The sequence below is a fragment of the Nocardia sp. NPDC057353 genome (genome assembly GCF_042667085.1).
GTDB lineage: Bacteria > Actinomycetota > Actinomycetes > Mycobacteriales > Mycobacteriaceae > Nocardia.
Genome location: NZ_JBHVAK010000049.1, coordinates 25,458 through 39,610 on the forward strand (window position 1 = coordinate 25,458; position 14,153 = coordinate 39,610).

The following is a 14,153-nucleotide window of genomic DNA, read 5'->3' on the forward strand; positions in this document are numbered from 1 at the left end:
GTCTGCTCGCAACACCCGATCTTCGACGCATAATGTCCAGGACTGGCTCCACAGCAGACGATTTACACTCGCACGTATCAATGCGGCGCTTGGACAACAATTTCTGCGTACACAATCCACTGAACATTTTCACTACCGGATTAGACGCTGCATTCGTCGATGCCAGAAGCTACTATCAGTGCAGGTAAACATTAGATCGTGTCTCATGTGGGCCGGTTGAGCTTCGCCAGCGCCGTCGTTTGGAGTCTCGGTTCCTACAGCGCACCGATGGCTCACCGGCAGCATCCGCCACGCACACTCGCTAGTCAGCACTAACACGGCCGCGGTGAACAACGCTCGCTCATCGACCGGCGCGGTCCCGGCACCCTGGGCGCGGGCCTCGAACCTCGGCAGCAACGGCTCGACCAGCGCCCAGAACCCGTCCGGCACCAAATCGCTGTGACAACGCATCGACCACGACCAGACATCATGCACCACTACTCATTACATGCCCACGCCGGGCGGACGATCTACGACGTGAGACGCGGTCTCAATCATCCCTCATTACACATTGTCATGATGGGAGAGGCGGACCAAGGGGTACTGGCGGTCCGACTTCTTCTGGTACTTGGCGTACCGCGGCTGTGCCTCGACGATCCGCGCCCACGCCTGCTCCCGATCGGCACCGTCGAGCCGGGTGGCGACGACCGGGGTGACCGGTTCGCCGTGAAGTTCTACGGCGACCTGCGAGGGGTTGGCGCGCAAGTTGGCGTACCAATCCGGGTTGCGGTCGCCGCCGCCGGAGGCGATGACCAGGCGATCCGCGCCGTCGGCGAACCAGCTGAGGGGGGTTTCGCGGGGTGCGCCGGATTTGCGGCCGACGGTGTGCAGGATGAGGACCTCCATGCCCATCATGGAGCCGCCCTTGCGGCGGATGCGGGTGGCGGTGCGGGCGTTCATCTTGCGCTGGAACCAGAGCGAGAGGGACATGGGGTTCAGCCCTTCTGGTTGATGCGGACGAGGTTGCCCGCGGGGTCGCGGAAGGCGCAGTCGCGGATGCCCCATGGCTGGTCGGTGGGCTCCTGGACGACGTCGGCGCCGGCGGCCTGGACCCGGTCGAAGACCGCGGCGAGGTCGGGGGCGGCGAGGTGGATGCGGGCGTAGGTGCCCTTGGTCATCATGGCGGCGATGGCGGCGCGCTCGTCGGCGGCGAGGTCGGGGTCGCCGTCGACGGGGTAGAGCACGATGGAGGTGGCGCCGGGCGGGGCGACGGTGATCCAGCGCATGGCGCCGCTGCCGATGTCGGCGCGGACCTCGAAGCCGAGGGCGTCGCGGTAGAAGCTGAGCGCGGCGTCGGGGTCGGTGTGCGGGAGGAAGGTCTGGTCGATGCTGAGTTCCATGGCGTCGACGCTACGAGCGCGGCGCCTACCTGCGCTTCTCGATTCCTGACCGGTTCCGGCAACACCGGGATTCGTGTGAAAAGCGCTCGACCGCTTACTATTTCCGCCCATGAGGAAAATCGCGATGCTGGTGGGAACGGCCGCGGCCGCGGCGCTGACCGTGGCGGGGGCAGGGAACGCCGCGGCGGACCCGGTGATCGACGCGTACGTGCAGGCCGCGACGGCGGCGTGCGAGTCGCAGGGCTACACCTACGACGCGGGTCAGGCGGCCACCGGCTACCGGCCCGCGACCGTGCAGTGCGGCAATGCGCGCATGCTGTCGATCGCCTTCGTGCCGGTCGCCGACGGCACCCCGTGCACCATCCTGGATGGCATCAACCCCCGCGAGGGGATCGCCGCCGCGGGCGTCTGCCGCTAACTCGCGAGCAGCCTGCGGAACTTGCTGCCCTGGAAGACCAGGGGCTCGATGTCGGCGCGGGTGGCGATGCGGTGGATCCGCAGGATGACCACGCTGTGGTCGCCCGCGGGCACCTCCACCTCCGGCACCCCTTCGATCCAGGCCGATGCACCGTCGATGAAGATCGACTCGCCGGTGCCTCGGTGCAGCTCGGAGCCGTGGAAGCGGTCGCCGTCGCGAGTACCGAGAGCGCGCGCCGCGGCCTGCTGGTCGGTGCCGAGCAGGCTCAACCCGAGGTGGCCCGCCTTGGTCAGCAGCGGCCAGGTTGAGCTGGAGTTCTGCACGCAGAAGGAGACCAGCGGCGGGTCCAGCGAGACCGGGACGAAGGTGCTCACCGCGAGGCCGTACGGCGTGCCGTCGATCTCGGCGGCGACCGCGACCACCCCGCTGGGGAAGTTGGCGAAGGCGCGGCGCAGGCCGGAGCCGTCGGCGGGGAACTCGAAGAGGTCATGCATGATTCGTCACTCCCGTACCAGGGGTGAGCGCGTCGACCACCGGTCGCCAGCGCTCGGTATATGCGGTCAGGACTCCGTCCTCGGCGAAGGTGCGGTCGGCGAGGTAGAGCCCGGGTAGCGCGGTGGTCGCGCCGATCTCGGTCAGGACCGGCTTGAGCAGCAGGTCCGGGGCGAGCGCGTGGGCGGGCCCCGCGCCGAGCATGAGCGGGACCGCGACCACCCCGGCCAGGCCGGTGCCGCCGTCGAACTGCTCCAGGAAGAGCTTGAGCAGCCCGGTGTAGGTGGCCTTGAAGGTCGGGCTGGCGAAGATCACCAGGTCGGAGCCCGCGGTCTGCTCCTTGGCCGCGGTGACCGCGGGATCACCCCAGCCGAGCAGCCCCGCGCCGAACTCGACCAGGTCGATCACGGCGGGCTCCTCGCCCGGCCGTAAACCTCTGGCCAGCAGGACCGCGGCGGTCAGGGTGCGCGAGGCCGGCTTGGGGTTGCCGACCACGACGGTGACGGTCATGTCCTCTCCTTCCGCACGTTCAGATGACGCCGTGCAGCGGTGGCGGCGTGCCCTGCAGCAGGGCGCGGCCGATGTGCTGATACTTCCACCGCACGGGGTCGTGCAGGGTGTGCGTGCGCGCATTGCGCCAGAAGTGGTCGAGGTCGGTGGCGACGCCCGCGCTGCGGGTCCCGCCCACCTCGAAGACGGCGGCGGCGACCTCGTTCGCGGCGCGGTCGGTGAGCACCTTGGCCGCGGCGACGGCCAGCGAGGCGCGCCCGGACGCCTCCGCGTCGGTGCTGCCCGGCGCCGGGGTGTGCCCGGTGGCCCGGTCGACGGCGGCGCCCGCGGCGGCCAGCGCCGCCTCGGCGGCGACCACCTCGACGGTGAGCTCGCCGAAGCGCTGGATGAGCAGCGGGTCGTCGGCGGCCCGGTCGACCCCGGCCTCGAACCAGGGGCGGCTGGCGGTGCGGACGAAGCGGGCGGCGGCGTCCAGCGCGCCGCGCGCGATCCCGGCGTCGATGGCGGCGTGCAGCAGCTGGGCGAAGGCGCCGTAGCCGGTGGGGGCATTGACCGCGTCGGCCCGCGCGACCACCTGGTCGAGTTCCACCGCGACGCCGTCGAACTCGACGGTGCCGCTGCCGGTGGTGCGCTGGCCGAGCGCGTCCCAGTCGTCCAGGACGTGCAGGCCGGGGGTGTTCGCCGGGAGGAAGGCGACGTACTCGCCGTCCGGCAGCCCGGTGCTGCCCGCCGGGTCGTCCAGCCGGGTGAGCACCGCGATGATGTCGGCGAAGAGCGAGCCGGTGCAGTAGAACTTGGTGCCGTCCACCCGGAAGCCGCCGGGCGCGGGGCGCAGCGTCGTACAGATCCGCGCGCTGGTGCTGCTGCTCCGCTCGGCCTGCGCATTGGCGAGCACGGCGCCTTCGAGCACCGCGCCCAGGTAGCGGATGCGCTGCCGCGGGGAGCCCGCCAGCTTGAGCAGGTTCACGTAGACGAAGTGGCTGTGCGGGATCTGCGCGATGTTCGGGTCGGCGGTGGCGAGCACCCGCACCACCTCGGCCACCGCGCTCGGCGGCAGGTCGGCGCCGCCCAGCTCGGCGGGGACGGTGACGGCGAGCAGCCCGCTGGCCGCCAACCGAGCGATCTCGGCGTGCGGAAGGGTGCGCTCCCGGTCCCGGCCCGCCGCGCCGGGGCCGAACTCCGCCGCCAGCTCGGCGGCGACCGCGAACGCCCACTCCGCCGAGCCGATCCGGTCGGCGGCGACCGCGGTCATCAGCTCACCGCCACCGGCTGCTCGGCGGCCTCCAGCTCGCGCACCAGCGGGAGCACGTGCGCGCCGAAGTACTCGATCTCCTCCTGGAAGTGCAGGAAGCCGCCGAGGATGAGGTCGACGCCGAGCTTCTTGTAGGCGACGATGCGCTCCGCGACCTGCTCCGGGGTGCCGATGAGCTGGGTGCGGAAGCCGTCGTTGTACTGGACCAGGTCCTCGAAGGTGGAGTCGGCCCACATGCCCTTGCGGTCGCCGGTGGCGGCGCCCGCCTGCTGCACGGCGTCCCGGAAGCCCTCGACGGCGGGCTTGTTCGCCTTGGCGATGATCTCGCGCAGCGTCTCGCGCGCCTCCTTCTCGGTGTCGCGGGCGATGATGAAGCCGTTCAGGCCGAAGTTCACCTCGCGGTTGCGCTCGCGGGCGTGCCCGCGCACGTCGGTGAGCTGCTCGGTGACGCCGTCGAAGTCCTTGCCGTTGGAGAAGTACCAGTCGGCGTAGTAGCCGCCGTTGCGGCGGGCCGCGCTGGAGTTGCCGCCCTGGAAGAGCTCGGGGTTGGGGCGCTCCGGGGTGTTCAGCGGCTTGGGCTTGAGCGTGAAGTCGCGGATGCGGTAGAAATCGCCGCCGTAGTTCACCTCGTCCTCGGTCCAGATCTTGCGGATCACCTCGAGGAACTCGGCGCTGCGGCGGTACCGCTCGTCGTGCTCCAGCCACGGCTCGCCGAGCGCCTTGAACTCGCCCGCGAACCAGCCGGAGACCACGTTGATGGCGAACCGGCCGTTGGAGAGGTGGTCGGCGGTGGCGCCGAACTTGGCCAGCACCGCCGGGTGCCAGAGCCCGGGGTGCACGGCGGCGATCACCTTCAGCCGCTCGGTGGCGCCGAGCAGCGCGAGGCTGAACGAGGTCGATTCGTGCTGGAACTCGGCGCCGTAGGAGGCGGTGTAGCGCACCTGGGAGAGCGCGTAGTCGAAGCCGTTGTTCTCCGCGGTCTGCGCCAGCTTCTTGTTGTACTCGAAATCCCAGCTGGTGCGCTGTTCGATGTCGCTGGTCACCAGCCCCCCGCTGACGTTGGGTACCCAGTAGGCGAACCGGACCTGCTCGGCGATCTTCTCGGTGGTCATACGTGTGCTCCCTGTGTCCGGGGTCTTTCTCCATGTCAGCACCGGCGACCGGTTCAACCGAGGTTTTGAATCCCCGCGATCCGATCGCCGGTGCCGGAAAACGTCAGGCCGGAGTCAGGTCCGCCTGGTACTCGGACCGCGCGAAACGGCCCGCCGGGGCGAACTTCGCGAGCAGCTCGCCCGCGTCCTCGCCGGTGATCCGGGAGATGTAGGCGACGGCGTCGTCGGCCGAGTCGATCTCGGCGAACGGCTGCGGCCGGTGCAGCAGCCCGACCAGCGCGGAGGCGAACTTCGGGTGGACCGCGGCGGCGGCGAAGAAGGCATTGCCGATCTCGCCGAACTCGGGGTCGCTGAGGAAGAGCCGGGTGACCTTGGCGGCGGCCTCGGCGCGGTAGGCGAGGAAGTCCGCGTACCGCGCGCCCAGCCAGGCGGCGTCGAACGGCCCGTCGTGCACGGCCGCGGCGGCGACCAGCCGCTGCGCCTGCACCAGCCCGCCCTGCGCGCCCTGCCCGGCGACCGGGTCGTGCGCGACCGCGGTGTCGCCGAGCGCGCCGACCGGGTGGCCGCTCGCGGTGTGCCCGACGCCCTCGCGGACCACCGGACGCACGGCCCCCTTGAGCCAGGAGTGCGGATCCTCGGTGAGGTGCCTGGTGGCGAGCACCTCGGGCAGGTCCCACTCCAGGTAGTCGCGGTAGAGCTGCTGCACGATCGCGTGCGCGGACTCGGCGGAGTCGGCGGCGGCGAAGCGCTGCTCCCAGTCGCTGCCAGGGCGCGCCCAGCCGATGAAGGCCCAGGTCCAGCCGACGTCCTTGTGCAGGTAGGGCCCCCACCAGGCCTCGCCCTGGTCGGCGACGATGGAGAACAGGCTGTGCGCGCCGCCCGCCGGGCTGCGGTGCGCGAAGACGTCGCGGCCCGCGCCGAGCCCGCCTACGGTGAGCGCGAGCAGGGTGCGCTGCGGCTCGTCGTAGACGGTGCGGGCGCTGTCCACCGGGAAGAGGTCGACGAGCCCGGCCTTGCCGGTGGCGACCAGGGTGAGGTCGTGCCTGCCCGCGATGCCGTCCAGCGTCTCCCGGGTCACCGCCTCGACCACGAAGTTCCCGCCCCTGCGGCGGAATTCGGTGAGCCGCTCGTCGGCCTTGAGCCTGGTGTCGACGGCGACGCCGACGTAGCCGTCGAAGGTGCCGTCGAAGCCGATGAGTTCGGGGCGCTCCGGGCCCGGACCGGCGATCCGCACGCTGAGCCCGGTGTGCCTCGGCGCGCGGCCGGTGTAGCTGTCCAGCCCGAGCGCGGACTCGGCCTGCTGCACCTCGCCGAACTCCAGCGCGGTGCCGGTGGCCGGGACGTCGTCGCGCAGCGCGCGCTGGTCCTTGTCGCTGTAGAGAGTCACGTCGAACCCGGCGTCGAGCAGGCCGAGTGCCGCCGTGACACCGGTCTGCCCGGCGCCCACGATCGCCGCGCTGCGGGTGCCGGGGGTGGAGGAGGTAGTCGATGTCATACCCGGAATGGTGCGGGCGGCGCGGACGGGGCTGGAGTATTGCGATCAGGGAGAATGGATTCCGGCTATTGCCGGGTAGTAGCTTTACCATCGGCGGTATGTCGTTCGAAAGCACCGAACTCACCGGCGACCGGGCCGAACAGTACCGCCAGCTGCGAAAACAGGCCGAATCGCTGCTCGCCGGAGAAACCGACCGAGTAGCCAATTCCGCGAATCTGGCGGCATTGATATTCCACGCCCTGCCGGATTTGAATTGGGCCGGTTTCTATTTCACACAGGGTAGTGAACTGGTCGTCGGACCATTTCAGGGAAAGCCCGCGTGCGTGCGGATCGCGTGGGGGCGCGGGGTGTGCGGGACCGCGGCGGCCACCGGAGAGACGCAGGTGGTGCCGGATGTGCACGCCTTCCCCGGGCACATCGCCTGCGACGCGGACAGCCGGTCGGAGATCGTGATCCCGCTGCGCCGCGGCGGAGAGGTGGTGGGGGTGCTGGACCTGGACAGCCCGAAGCCCGGCCGGTTCGACGAGGTCGACCGGGCCGGGCTGGAGGGGCTGGCGGCGGTTTTCGTCGCCTCGCTCAGCGCGTGAGGTCGCTCGTGGGTTTCCGCTCGCCCGCGCTCCAGGCGAAGGGCAGCTCGGTGCCGTTCAGCAGGTGGTCGCCGATGGCGCGCGCCTTCTGGATGGCCGGGTTGTGCACCGAGATGGTGCGGGCATTGCGCCAGTGCCGGTCCAGCCGCAGCTTCTCCGAGGTGATCGAGGCGCCGCCGACCTCGAAGAGCAGCGAGGTGGCGGGCAGCACGGTCTCGATCACGCCGAGCTGGGCCTGCGCGGCGGCGAGCTCGACGGCGACCAGGTCCTGCTCGTCGGTGGCGCCCGCCGCGAGCACGCGGTCCAGCTCGTCGGCGACGGCGAGGACGGTGGCGCGCGCGGTGTAGGCGGCGGCGGAGAGCCTGCCGATCACCTGCTGGACCAGCGGGTCGTGGCGCGGCAGGTCGCCCGCGGAGTGGGTGTAGCCGCGGGTGCGCCGCGCGACCCACTCGCGGGTGTCGCGCTCGGCGCGCGCGGCGATCCCGGCCAGCACCGCGAGCTGGAAGAGCTGCAGGTAGCCGGTGGAGTAGGTGGCGCCGGGGTTGCCGTAGCCGGGGCCGAGGATCCGGTCCTCCGGCACGACGACGCCGGTGAACTCGGTGGTGCCGCTGGCGGTGAGCCGCTGCCCGAAGCCGTCCCAGTCGTCGTGTTGCCTGACCCCGTCGGCGTTCGCGTCGACCAGGATGCCGAGCCGCTCGCCGTCCCGGTCGGCGGCGACCAGGATGTGGTCGGCGTAGAGCGAGCCGGTGCTGTAGTACTTGGTGCCGTCCAGCACCCAGTCGGCACCGCGCTTGGTGAGCCGGGTCCGATACCGATCCACCGCGCCGACGCCGGGCTCGGTGATGGCGTTGCCGACCAGCGTCCCCTCGCCGACCCTGCGCAGCCACTCGTCCCGCACCGGCCCCGGCTCGGCGAGCAGCTGGTCCTCGACGAAGACGAAGTGCACCCGCAGCGCCTGCGGCAGGTTCGACTCCGCCGCGGCCAGGTCGATGAGCAGCCGGAAGAGCTGCCGCACGCTCGCGCCGTAGCCGCCGGACTCCACCGGCGCCCGCAGCGCGCCGAAGCGGGCGGCGCGCAGCTGGGCCACCTCGTCGTAGGCGAGCCTGCGGTCCACTTCGCGCTCGACCGCGCCGTCGGCGATCCGCGCGAAGATCGGCTGGAAGATCCGGTCGAGTTCGGCGTCTGTCGTCTGCTGCGACTGGGTGGAGGTCATGCAGCCAACGATGACCGAGCCCGGCCACCGCCTCACCCGTTGCGTTCAGGCGGATCGGAATCCGTTTCTCAGCGCGTGACCACGCACTCGGTGCCGATCTTGCCGCGCGCCTCGCGGGACTTGGCGGCGTCCTCCGGGCTCATCCCCATGTTCTCCGGGTCGGCCTGCACGGCGGCCTGGTCATCGCTGATCAGCGTGCGCAGCCCGGCCTGCGAGATCCCGGCGTCGACGAAGACCTTCGCGGCGCAGTCGGCCAGCGCGGCGTCGCTCAGCCCCTTCTCCTGCAGCGACTTCGAGATGTCGGCGGCGCTCAGCTCCGGCGCCGCCTCCTCGCCGCCGCAGCCCGCGAGTACCGGCAGCGCGATCAGTACCGCGACGATCAGGGTTTTCCGCACCCGAATCCTTCCCTCTGCGTGTGCATTCGCTGCGGATCATGCCGTACCCGCGGCCTCCGGCACCAGCCCCCGGTTCACCGGGTGAGCGGGCCCAGGTAGCGGTCGGCGAAGGCGCGCAGCGCGGCCTCGTCGCGCAGGTCGAACCAGCCGTCCGGGGTGAGCACGACGGACTGCGCCAGCCGCAGCGCGATCTCCGCGGCGGCGTCGGCCTCGAAGTCGGGCTGCAGCGCGCGGCACTGGGCGGCCAGGAACTCCCGGCAGGCGGCGAGGATCGGGGCGCCCTCGGTGGTGAGGTGCGGCAGGAAGGTCTCCGGCTCGCTGTGCAGCAACCGGCCGACCAGCGGGTCGGTGCGGACCAGCAGCACCGCGCGCACGAACCCCTCGACCAGCCGCTCGCGCACCGTCGGGCGGTCCGCGACGGCGGCGGCGATCTCGGTGAGCACGCCGAGGATCCAGCGCTGCAGCGCCGCCGCGATGAGCTCGTTCTTGGTGCCGAAGCGGCGGTAGACGGTGGTGCGGTTGACCTTCGCGCGGCGCCGGATGTCCTCCACCGAGACCCGGCGCAGCCCGTAGTCGCCGAGCTCGGCGAGCGCGGCGTCCAGGATCCGCACCGTCACCGGGTCCTGCCCGGTGCCGGGCTCCTCCAGCAGCGCGGTGATCACGCCGCCCCGCGCTCCCTGGCGAACCCGGCCAGTGCGCGCGGCTGGTAGCGCACCCGCTCCGGCAGCAGCGGCCAGACCCGGCGCACCAGCTGCACCAGCGCGGCGAAGCGCGCGCGCTCCAGCGGCCCCCACGGGAGTCCGAGGCGTTCGCGTACGGCCGGCGGCATGGTGCCCGCCGCGACCACCCGGTACTCCCGCATGAAGCGCTTGCCGAAGAGCCGCCAGACCAGGTCGGGGACGAACGGGATCTGCATCTCGGCCGGGTCGTCCAGCTGCGCCACCACCCAGGCCGCCGCCTCGGTGACCTCCAGCTCCTCGGTGCAGACCCGGTCGAAGTAGGCGCGGAAGCCGTCCCAGTCCGCGGGCATCGGGCGCTCGCTGACGCCGTAGAGCCGGTACCACTGCTTGCCCTCGGCGTAGAAGCGGCGCTGCTCGGCCTCGGTGAGCGGGTGGTCGAAGATGTCCGCGGTCATCATGGCGGCCCACAGGAAGGTGGCGTGCGCCCAGTGGTACACCTCGGGATCGAGGGCGTGGTAGCGCCTGCCGTTGTGGTCGACGCCCTTGATGTCGCGGTGGTAGTCGCGCACCTTGGCGGCGGTGGCGAGCGCCTCCGGGCCGTCGTAGACCACGCCCGCGATCTGCGGCACCGAGCGGAAGATGCGCTCCCACGGCTCGGTGAAGAAGTTCGAGTGCTGGGTCACCCCCGCGCCGAGGCCGGGCAGCATGAGCTGCATGATCCCGGCCGCCGGGGCCATCAGGTAGGTGCGCCAATCGCCGAAGTACTGCCAGGTCAGCGAATCGGGGCCGAGCGGAACCGTAACCTGATCTACGGAAGACATAGAGCAACAGTAATTGACCATCTGTTGCTCGGCAATGGGCTAGGGTCTCAGCCATGGTGAAGCTGAACCAGCACCGCATCGGCTCCGGCGAACCGCTCGTGCTGGTGCACGGCATCGGCAGCCGCTGGCAGGTGTGGGAGCCGCTCTTCGACCGGTTGGCCGGATCGTTCGAGGTCATCGCGGTGGACCTGCCCGGCTTCGGCGGCAGCGGGCCGCTGCCGTCGACCACGGTGGATTCGCTCACCGACGCGCTCGCCGAGTTCATCGCGGCGGAGGGGCTGGAGCGGCCGCACCTCGGCGGCAACTCGATGGGCGGGCTGATCACGCTGAACGCCGCCGCCCGCGGCCTCGCCCGCTCGGTGACGGCCTTCTCCCCCATCGGGTTCTGGGACAGGCCAGGCCGGGTCTGGTGTCAGCAGTCGCTGGGCCGGGCCCGCGAGCTCGGGCGGGTCCTCGGGCCGAGGCTGCCCGCGCTGCTCGGCACTGCGGCGGGGCGCACGGTGTTCCTGGAGCTGGTCTTCGGCAAGCCGTGGCGGGTCACGCCGGAGGTCGCGCTGGCGACCGTGCAGGGGGCGGTCGATGCGCCCGGCTTCCCGGAGGCACTGGCCTCCTTCGAGCACGCGCGGCTGCACGAGCTCGGGGCGCTCGCCGAGATCCCGGTGACGGTGGCCTGGGGCAACCGCGACATCCTGCTCACCTACGCCACGCAGAGCAGGCGGGCGCGGAAGGTGCTGCCGAACGCCAGGCACATCACGCTCACCGGCAGCGGGCACACGCCGTTCTACGACGACCCGGCCGGGTGCGCGCGGGTCCTGCTCGACCAGCGCTGATCAGCCGCGGCGCGGGGCCAGCGCGGCCGGGTCGGCGACGCCGAGCAGCACCCGGACCGCGGTGTCCCAGCGGCGCTGGATCTTCCGGTTGCCCGCGAGGTCGCCGGTGAGCATGGCCCGCATGGCGAGCCCGGTGACGATCTCGATGGTGAACTCGGTGATGATCGGCACCCGGCTGTCGTCCGGGAACTCGGCGCGGAACGCCTCGCGCACCCGGCTCTGCATCTGCTCGAAGAGCCGGACCTCCAGCGGCAGGAACTCCGCGCGCAGCTCGGGGTCGGTGCGCGCGGCGACCCACATCTCCAGCGCGGCCATGAACTCCGGGCCGGAGAGCATCCGCGCGGTCATGTCGACCGCGCGGGCGAGCCGGTCCTCGCCGTCGGGGAGCGCGTCGAACTCCGCCTCCAGCTGGGCGATCCGGCGCAGCGCGACGTGCTCCACCGCGCCCGCCAGCAGGTCGGCCCTGGTCGGGAAGTGGTGCTGCAGGGTGCCGCGCGGCACCTCGGCGCGCTTCTGCACCTCGAGCGTGGTCGTCCCGGCGTACCCCACCTCGACCAGGCTGGCCACGGTCGCGTCGAGCAGCCGGGCCCGCATGCGGGTGCGCCGCTGCTCCTGCGTCTCGCGGACCCGGCCGGGCACGGGTCAGCGTCCCTGCCAGACCGGCTCGCGCTTCTGGGCGAAGGCGATCGCGCCCTCGGCGGCGTCTTTGGAGATCAGCGCGGGGAGCGCGATCTCGCCCTGCCTGGCGAAGGCCTCGGCGCTCGGCCAGTCCGGGGACTCGTCGATGATCCGCTTGCTCGCCGCCACCGAGAGCGGCGCCGCGGCCACGATCTCGGCCGCCAGCTCCAGCGCGACCGCCAGCGTCTCGCCCGGCTCGACCACCCGGTTCACCAGCCCGAGGTCGTACAGGCGCTGCGCGGAGATCTGCCCGCCGGTGAGCGCCAGCTCGGCGACGATCGGCCGCGGCAACCGCTGGGTCAGCCGGAGCACGCCGCCCGCCGCGGCCACCAGCCCGCGCTTGACCTCGGGGATGCCGAAGCGCGCGTTGCTCGCGGCGACGATCAGGTCACCGGCGAGCGCCAGCTCGAAACCGCCCGCCAGCGCGTACCCCTCGACCGCGGAGATCATCGGCTTGCTCGGCGGCTTCGCGGTGATGCCGAGCGGGCCGCGCTGCTCGGTGATCGGCATCTCGCCCTTCGAGGCGGCGATCAGGTCCATGCCCGCGCTGAAGGTGCCCTCCGCGCCGGTGAGGACCAGGACGCGGGCGCTGTCGTCGGCCTCGAACTCGTCCACCGCGGCCTCGACGGCGCGCGCGGTCGCCAGGTCGATGGCGTTGCGGGCCCTGGGGCGGTTCACGGTGAGCAGCGTGATCGCACCCCGCTGCTCGACCAGGAGCGAGTCGGTCATCGGAGAGTCCTTTCGGTGAGCAGGGTGAGCCGGTCCGCGGCCGCGATCTCGATTGCGGCGCCGAGCGGATCGCCGTCGGCGAAGGCCGCGATGGTCTCCGCGTCCGAGGCCCGCACCAGTATGCGGGCACCGGCCGGGTTCAGGGCGCTGATCACGACAGCTTCCGGTTCGTCGGCGCGGTCGGGGCCGCTGCCCCTGCGGTAGGCGACGGTGTACGACTCGACGGTGGCCGGGCCGGTGTAGCCGGGCGCGGTGGCCCGGCGGGCGGCGGGCACCTCGGGCTCCTCGGCGCGGAACGGGTTCACCGGCGGCCGGGTGGAGAGCACCGCGGCGCCGTGCTTGGTGATGTACCAGCCGAGCGCGGTGGCGAGGCCGAAATCGCCGGGGTGCGCGCGGAGCACCTGGACCAGGGTGGCGAGCGAGTGGGTGGTGTAGTTGTTGCCTGGCCCGCCCGCGAAGGTCAGCCCGCCGGTCAGGGTGAGCGGGCGCGCCGGGTCGTCCAGCGCCAGCCCGAGCGCCTCCGCGGCGGCCTGCACCGCGATCGGGAAGCAGGAGTACAGGTCGATGTGCGCGACGTCGTCGATGCCGACGCCCGCGCTGCGCAGCGCGGCGCCGCCCGCCGCCGCGATGGCGGGCGAGGCGGCCAGGTCGGCGCGCTCGGAGACGAACCACTCGTCGGTGGCGGTGGCGGCGCCGTGCAGGAAGACCCAGCGGTCGTGCGGCACGCCCGCCGCGTCCGCCGCGGCCGCGCTGCACACGATCAGCCCGGCGCCCTGGTTGACCGTCAGGTTGGCGGTGAGCAGCTTCGGGTACGGCGTCGCCACCAGGCGGTTCGCCGGGGTCGGGGTGATCAGGTCGGCGCTGCCGTGCGGCTCCGGCTGCCAGGCGAAGGGGTTGCCCGCGGCGACCTCGGAGAAGCGGGACCAGAGCGCGCCGATCCGCGCCAGGTGCGCCTCCTCGGTGCGCCCGAGCCGGGCGCGCAGCGCGGTCTCCATCAGCGCGTAGAAGTACACCGGGCCCCAGAGCCCCGCGGCGTTCTCCATGTCCGAGTTGGGGCCGCGGTCGGTGTCGACCACCTCGTCCGGCGCCGCGCCCGCGGGCTCGTCCGGCCAGCCCGGAGTGGTACCGGTGCGGGCCGCGGTGATCCCGGCGGCCACCGCCTCGGCGCCGGTGAGCAGCGCGACCTCGGCCTTTCCGTCCGCGACGGCCTGCGCGACCCGGCCGAGCAGCTTGATCGGGGCGTCGCCGCCGAAGCGCACCGACTGCACGGTGCGGGCCGGGGCGGCGCCGAGTTCGGCGGCGGCGAGCGCGCCGAGGTCCTCGTACGGCTTGCTCACCGGCGCCACCGCGGCGACCAGGTCCGCGGCGCGCAGCAGCCGGTCGCCGGTGCCGCTGTCCGCGCCCGCCCGGCGCAGCGCCTCAGCGGCGAGCTCGGCCGGGCCGGGCAGCCCTGGCTCCCTGCCCCGGTGCACCACCTGTCCGGCTCCGACGAGGACCGGGGTCCGTGGATCCACTCCGGCTGGCAGCATCGTTCCTCCGCTCGTCGGCAATAACCGTCAGCA

Annotated in this window: 18 protein-coding genes; 3 read left to right on the plus strand and 15 right to left on the minus strand. The window is 72.2% G+C overall.

Going from position 1 to position 14,153, the window contains the following annotated elements; all coding sequences use genetic code 11:
- Nucleotides 1–132 precede the first annotated feature (132 nt).
- The 3 genes from ACFUUZ_RS23170 to ACFUUZ_RS23180 all read right to left on the minus strand — a co-directional run bounded on the left by ACFUUZ_RS23170 (nt 133) and on the right by ACFUUZ_RS23180 (nt 1,379).
- Nucleotides 133–450 carry a transposase gene (locus tag ACFUUZ_RS23170; protein WP_378699543.1) on the minus strand — a complete coding sequence of 106 codons (318 nt, stop codon included), beginning with the start codon at nt 448–450 and terminating at the stop codon, nt 133–135.
- 93 nt (nt 451–543) lie between these two features.
- Nucleotides 544–969 (minus strand): nitroreductase family deazaflavin-dependent oxidoreductase, encoded by a 426-nt coding sequence (locus tag ACFUUZ_RS23175; RefSeq protein ID WP_378699483.1) that lies wholly within the window; start codon nt 967–969, stop codon nt 544–546.
- 5 nt (nt 970–974) lie between these two features.
- Nucleotides 975–1,379 (minus strand): VOC family protein, encoded by a 405-nt coding sequence (locus ACFUUZ_RS23180; protein ID WP_378699485.1) that lies wholly within the window; start codon nt 1,377–1,379, stop codon nt 975–977.
- A gap of 124 nt (nt 1,380–1,503) precedes the next feature.
- Between ACFUUZ_RS23180 and ACFUUZ_RS23185 the strand changes: the two genes are divergently transcribed.
- Entirely contained in the window at nt 1,504–1,797 is a 294-nt protein-coding gene (locus ACFUUZ_RS23185) for a hypothetical protein (RefSeq protein WP_378699487.1), read from the plus strand.
- On the opposite strand, the gene ACFUUZ_RS23190 is transcribed toward ACFUUZ_RS23185, so the two are convergent.
- The 5 genes from ACFUUZ_RS23190 to ACFUUZ_RS23210 form a co-directional block, all read right to left on the minus strand.
- Nucleotides 1,794–2,291 (minus strand): flavin reductase family protein, encoded by a 498-nt coding sequence (locus ACFUUZ_RS23190; protein ID WP_378699488.1) that lies wholly within the window; start codon nt 2,289–2,291, stop codon nt 1,794–1,796. The genes ACFUUZ_RS23185 and ACFUUZ_RS23190 overlap by 4 nt on opposite strands.
- Nucleotides 2,284–2,799, minus strand: a complete 516-nt coding sequence (locus ACFUUZ_RS23195) for an NADPH-dependent FMN reductase (RefSeq protein WP_378699490.1) — start codon at nt 2,797–2,799, stop codon at nt 2,284–2,286. The genes ACFUUZ_RS23190 and ACFUUZ_RS23195 overlap by 8 nt, the downstream gene beginning before the upstream one ends.
- A 19-nt stretch (nt 2,800–2,818) precedes the next feature.
- A complete protein-coding gene (locus ACFUUZ_RS23200; protein WP_378699493.1) occupies nt 2,819–4,051 on the minus strand; it encodes an SfnB family sulfur acquisition oxidoreductase in 1,233 nt (410 codons plus the stop codon).
- On the minus strand, nt 4,051–5,163 hold the full coding sequence (gene sfnG, locus ACFUUZ_RS23205) for a dimethylsulfone monooxygenase SfnG (protein ID WP_378699495.1): 1,113 nt from the start codon (nt 5,161–5,163) through the stop codon (nt 4,051–4,053). The genes ACFUUZ_RS23200 and sfnG overlap by 1 nt, the downstream gene beginning before the upstream one ends.
- A gap of 103 nt (nt 5,164–5,266) precedes the next feature.
- Nucleotides 5,267–6,658 carry a styrene monooxygenase/indole monooxygenase family protein gene (locus tag ACFUUZ_RS23210; RefSeq protein ID WP_378699497.1) on the minus strand — a complete coding sequence of 464 codons (1,392 nt, stop codon included), beginning with the start codon at nt 6,656–6,658 and terminating at the stop codon, nt 5,267–5,269.
- Between the two features lie 98 nt (nt 6,659–6,756).
- On the opposite strand from ACFUUZ_RS23210, the gene ACFUUZ_RS23215 reads away from it, so the two are divergent.
- Nucleotides 6,757–7,245 carry a GAF domain-containing protein gene (locus tag ACFUUZ_RS23215; RefSeq protein ID WP_378699499.1) on the plus strand — a complete coding sequence of 163 codons (489 nt, stop codon included), beginning with the start codon at nt 6,757–6,759 and terminating at the stop codon, nt 7,243–7,245.
- Here ACFUUZ_RS23215 and ACFUUZ_RS23220 read toward each other — a convergent pair.
- From ACFUUZ_RS23220 to ACFUUZ_RS23235, 4 genes are all read right to left on the minus strand, one after another.
- Nucleotides 7,235–8,458: an acyl-CoA dehydrogenase family protein gene (locus ACFUUZ_RS23220; RefSeq protein WP_378699501.1), complete on the minus strand. Its 1,224-nt coding sequence runs from the start codon at nt 8,456–8,458 to the stop codon at nt 7,235–7,237. The genes ACFUUZ_RS23215 and ACFUUZ_RS23220 overlap by 11 nt on opposite strands.
- A gap of 68 nt (nt 8,459–8,526) precedes the next feature.
- Nucleotides 8,527–8,853, minus strand: coding sequence for a hypothetical protein (locus ACFUUZ_RS23225; protein ID WP_378699503.1), 327 nt, complete (start codon nt 8,851–8,853; stop codon nt 8,527–8,529).
- A 74-nt stretch (nt 8,854–8,927) separates the two neighbouring features.
- Nucleotides 8,928–9,515: a TetR/AcrR family transcriptional regulator gene (locus ACFUUZ_RS23230; RefSeq protein ID WP_378699506.1), complete on the minus strand. Its 588-nt coding sequence runs from the start codon at nt 9,513–9,515 to the stop codon at nt 8,928–8,930.
- The gene (locus tag ACFUUZ_RS23235; protein ID WP_378699508.1) at nt 9,512–10,354 is read right to left on the minus strand and encodes an oxygenase MpaB family protein; all 843 of its coding nucleotides are present in this window, start codon (nt 10,352–10,354) and stop codon (nt 9,512–9,514) included. Before ACFUUZ_RS23235 ends, ACFUUZ_RS23230 begins: the two co-directional genes overlap by 4 nt.
- Before the next feature lie 53 nt (nt 10,355–10,407).
- On the opposite strand from ACFUUZ_RS23235, the gene ACFUUZ_RS23240 reads away from it, so the two are divergent.
- A complete protein-coding gene (locus ACFUUZ_RS23240; RefSeq protein ID WP_378699510.1) occupies nt 10,408–11,184 on the plus strand; it encodes an alpha/beta fold hydrolase in 777 nt (258 codons plus the stop codon).
- Here ACFUUZ_RS23240 and ACFUUZ_RS23245 read toward each other — a convergent pair whose 3' ends face one another.
- The 3 genes from ACFUUZ_RS23245 to ACFUUZ_RS23255 are packed head-to-tail and all read right to left on the minus strand — an operon-like array spanning nt 11,185 to nt 14,120.
- Nucleotides 11,185–11,823: a TetR/AcrR family transcriptional regulator gene (locus ACFUUZ_RS23245; RefSeq protein ID WP_378699512.1), complete on the minus strand. Its 639-nt coding sequence runs from the start codon at nt 11,821–11,823 to the stop codon at nt 11,185–11,187.
- 3 nt (nt 11,824–11,826) lie between these two features.
- On the minus strand, nt 11,827–12,591 hold the full coding sequence (locus ACFUUZ_RS23250; RefSeq protein ID WP_378699514.1) for a crotonase/enoyl-CoA hydratase family protein: 765 nt from the start codon (nt 12,589–12,591) through the stop codon (nt 11,827–11,829).
- Nucleotides 12,588–14,120 (minus strand): acetyl-CoA acetyltransferase, encoded by a 1,533-nt coding sequence (locus ACFUUZ_RS23255; protein ID WP_378699516.1) that lies wholly within the window; start codon nt 14,118–14,120, stop codon nt 12,588–12,590. The genes ACFUUZ_RS23250 and ACFUUZ_RS23255 overlap by 4 nt, the downstream gene beginning before the upstream one ends.
- Nucleotides 14,121–14,153 lie beyond the last annotated feature (33 nt).